Below are 4817 nucleotides of genomic sequence, written 5' to 3' on the forward strand. Positions count from 1 at the left end.
CTTCGCTAACTTATTCAAAAAGATTAATTCATCATTTCATATCCCTAAAAAACTTATATGAAAAAACTTTTACTATTATGTTTTACAATGCTTTTGGCAACTTCGTTGTTTGCCCAAAGTTTTAATGGAACCTACAATTTCAGTAGTGTTTCTACCACTACAGGTAAAACGGACCCTACCCCGGTTCCAACTGCAACCGGAGTTACTTTCGGTTCTTTTACGGCTAATGGAGCTGTTTCCGCAAACCCTAACGCAACTGTAAGGTTTTCTTTCACCAGTCAGCCTACAGGCGCAACCAATGCCAGTGATGTTTTTACCGGCACAATAGATTTAACCAAGTATTACGAAGTAACCATCACGCCTGTTACAGGTTACACCCTAAACATTACGGGGATTAAATTCACCCTGCAACGTTCAGGAACCGGGATCAGGCAATACAGTGTACGATCGAGCAAAGACAGTTATGCAGCTAACTTACCAGCCACTGTATCACCCGCCAATACAGATCTTCAGGTTGTAACAGGAAACATATTTCAGGTACTGGATGCAGCAACAGCTGCTGAGGTTGGCAGCACCATTACCTTAACAGGCTTTACCAGCATTTCTACAGCAACTACCTTCCGTTTTTATGGTTACAATGCCGAAGCTGCCGGAGGTACATTTAGTATAGATGATGTAGTTATTTCTGGATCTGCAGTTTCTGGTACTGACAATACCCCTCCTGTAAATACGGCCTTATACCCAAAAACATCAAATATTACCTCAACCTCTTTTAGCCTTACCCATAATATCGATGAGCCGGGTAAAACTTATTATGTTGTTACCGCATCAGGCAGTCAAGCACCAACACCTGCACAGGTAAAAGCTGGATTAAACGGGAGTGGTACCGCAGCCATTAAATCTGGCGCTTTGATCAATGCAGCCAATACAGATGTTAGTACATCCATTACCGGGTTAACCGCAACTACAAATTATGCGGTGTACGTGGTGGCAGAAGATGGTGCCAGCACGCCTAATTTACAAACTTCGGTTACGCTCCTAAATGTAACAACACTGGGTTTGGCAGACGTTACCCCACCGGTAACCGCAGCCACTTATCCCAAAACAACAACGGTTACCACTACCTCGGTAGCTTTTGCAAACAACATTAACGAAGCAGGTACCACTTATTATGTGCTAGCCCTTTCGGGTGGAACCGCTCCAACACCTGCACAGGTGAAAGCCGCACAGGATGGAAGCGGAGCTGCAGCTTTAAAATCTGGATCATTTGCCAACACGGCCAACACCGATGCCAGTGCATCCATCACCGGTTTAACAATCGGTACTGGTTATACCTTATATGTTGTGGCACAGGATGCAGCCGGCAATTTACAAACCACAGTTGCCGCGGTAGATGCTACCACTGCTAATCCTCCTTTGGTAAGCGCACCCGTAATCATCAGCCAATATTACGAAGGTACCTCTGTAAACAAATGGATCGAATTAACCAACCTGAGCAATGCCCCGATCAATACCGCATCACCACAGTTAAAATTAGCTTTATACAATATTTCGGGCGACGCGGGTAACATCAACATCACTGGTACACCTTCGCAAACAGTAAATTTAAACTTTACCATCCCGGCCCATGGCTCCGTACTTTTGGGCAACACGGGCAACAGCACGAGCGAAGTTCCATATTTAACCCCAGCTAGTGCTATACTGAACAGCAACACCGTAATCAACTTTAACGGTAACGATGGTGTGGCCCTTTTAGATGCCAACAACAACATTATCGATGCTTTCGGTCAGGGGGTTAACGCCAAAGATGTTTCTTATGTAAGAAGTTTGAATGTAACCGCACCTAGTCCTACTTATGTAGACGACGATTGGACCAGAACACCACTGGCTACCGTTCAAAATGCCATTGATGATGACGATGCCAATAGATTGGGTGTACATTTCCCACCTAACTTACCTGCCTGCGCCGCACCAAGCAGCCCTGCAACCGCGTTGGTTTTTAGCGCTGTAACCACAGGCAGTATCACCGCTACTTTCACTAAATCGGCTGATGCCAACGAATACCTGATCATCAGAAGTTTAAATGCCACCTTAAGCGCGCTTCCGGTTGATGGTACCGCTTATGCCATTGGTTCTTCTTTTGGTGGGGGCACGGTAATCAATAAAATTGTAAACAATACTTTTACCGATAACAATTTAAACAGTTCTACTACTTACAATTATTTTATTGTTCCGTTAAACAACCTTTCTTGTACCGGCGGACCGAAATATTTAACCACCAATATTTTAACCGCAGCACAAACTACTAAAACCTTATTGCCTTGTGCCACTCCAACGGCACAACCTACAGGTTTTACCATTACTTCTGCTAACTATAACTTTATCCAGGCTTCTTTCACCGCCACCAGCGCAGCTGATGAATACCTGGTGGTGATGAGTACCAGCAATACCTTAACCGCAGCACCGGTAAACCAAACGGTTTATAATGTTGGCGATGCTTTAGGTGGTGGTATCGTGGTGAAAAGAGGAACGGGCACTTCATTTATCAGAAATGGTTTAACCCAGAACACCAATTATTACTTTTTCACCTATGCGGTAAACAGTGCTTGCAGCGGTGGCCCTTTATATTTAACCACACAGCCCCTTTTAGGGAACTTTAAAACCGGTATCCTAGATGTAAACAAACTCAATTTCTATTATGGTAACTTACACAGTCACAGCAGTTATTCTGACGGAAATAAAGACGATTTAACCAAAAAACCAGAGGATGATTATGCTTTTGCCAAAACGGCGATGAACCTCGATTTCCTTGGGATATCAGAGCATAACCATACCCAGGCCGGCATGTCATTGGCCAACTGGCAACCGGGTATCATTGCAGCCAAAAATGCAACCACTTCTACTTTCGTTGCTTTGCACGGTATGGAATGGGGTGTAATCAGTGGCGGCGGACACGTAATTGTGTACGGTATCGATTCACTGATCGGCTGGGAGCCCGGCGAAAACCAGATTTATGTACCTAAAAGTACTTATACCGGCCCTGCGGGTTTATTCAGGATCATTAACCGCCATGGTTTAAATGCCGTAGCTACTTTGGCTCACCCCAATACTACCGATTTTAACAACATCTCGGCCACTTACGATTTAAGTGCCGATAGCGCCATTGTAGGTGCGGCCTTAGAAAGTGGTCCTGCATTTTCGACCAATGTTACCTATTCCGATCCCGCCAGCTCAATGAGTTATTTAAGCTATTATAACCGCATGCTGGCTAAGGGTTATCACCTTGGTGCAACCATCGATCATGATAACCACAATTTAACCTTTGGTAAGCACACCCGTGCAAGGTTGGTGGTATTGGCTCCTGCCCTTACCGAGAACGATTTATTGGATGCCATTAAAAAGATGCGTTTTTATGCTTCAGAAGATTCGGCCGCGAAAGTCGTTTTCACCATCAATAAACAACCTGTAGGCAGTGTATTCAAAACCGCCGGTGCACCACAGATCTCGGTGAGTTCGATTACCACAAGTGCCGTAACCAGCATCCGGATTTTATACGGAACACCTGGAAGCGGTACCAATCCGGTAGAATTAACCACTAGCCCAACCGCAAGTTTAACCTATACCGATAATGCCTTGGCCAACCTGGCCACAGGTTATTATTATGCTGATATTGTAGAGGCAGACGGAAGCCGGATCATTACCTCCCCCATCTGGTACACCAGGGATGATGCAACCGTTAAGAAAGACCAGAACATTACCTTTACTGCCACCAGAACGGCTACTTATGGCGACCCTGATTTAGTTGCAGGGGCTACGAGCGACAATACGGCCATTAACATCGAATACACCAGCAGCGATACCAATATTGCCACCATCAGCAATAACGATATCCACATTGTAAAAGCAGGTACCGTAACCATTACGGCCAATCAACCGGGCGATACTTTCTTTAACCCGGCAGTTGCCAAACAACAGGTATTAACCATTGCCCCTAAGGCCATTACGGTAACCGCAGACGCCAAAAGCAAGCTAGAAGGAACAGCTGATCCCGCATTTACTTATGTTTCTAGCCCTGCATTAATTGGTACCGATGCTTTTACAGGAGCATTAAGTCGTGTGACGGGCGAAACCGCAGGCGATTACGCCATTCAGCAGGGAACGCTGGCTTTAAGTAGCAATTACACCATCAACTACAATGCTGCCAATCTTCATATTAATGCCAAACCGGTTGCCGCACTAAGTGCCAGTGTTGCTGTTCCACAAAACGCCACTGCTCCGGTAATTACCTTTAGGGCAACTGCAGGCACAGCACCGTTTACATTCACTTATAACATCAATGGCGGTAGCAGCCAAACATTGAAGGCAACAAGCAATACCGCAACAGTAACGGCACCAACTAACGTGGTGGGCACATTCGTTTACACCATCACCAACATTGCCGATGCTTTTAGTGCTCAGGTGCAAAATGTTTCAACCACGGTAACGGTTCGTCCCTTACCAGTAGCCACCATTGCAGGTAATACATCCGTATGTAACTTCGGTTCATCACCAAACATTACCTTCACAGGTTCGGTTGGCACAGCACCTTATACCTTTACTTATACGGTAAATGGTGGTAGTAACCGCACGGTAAGCACAAGCTCAACTACGGCAACGGTTAGCGTACCAACCAGCGCAACAGGTACATTTACCTACAATTTAGTAAGCGTGACTGATACCTATGCTACCCAAACGCAAACCGGAACAGCCATGGTAACGGTAAATGCCCTTCCTGTGGTTTCCATCAGCAGCAACAAAGGTTTATCGATTTCTAAAGG

General features: G+C 45.4%; 1 protein-coding gene. It reads left to right on the forward strand.

What is annotated here, in order from left to right; all coding sequences use genetic code 11:
* Positions 1-57 precede the first annotated feature (57 nt).
* Positions 58-4817: CehA/McbA family metallohydrolase (locus AC1DPQ_RS17815; RefSeq protein ID WP_477610408.1), on the forward strand; the 4760-nt coding region annotated here is incomplete at its 3' end.

The sequence above is a fragment of the Pedobacter sp. 01T416_2 genome (genome assembly GCF_056398925.1).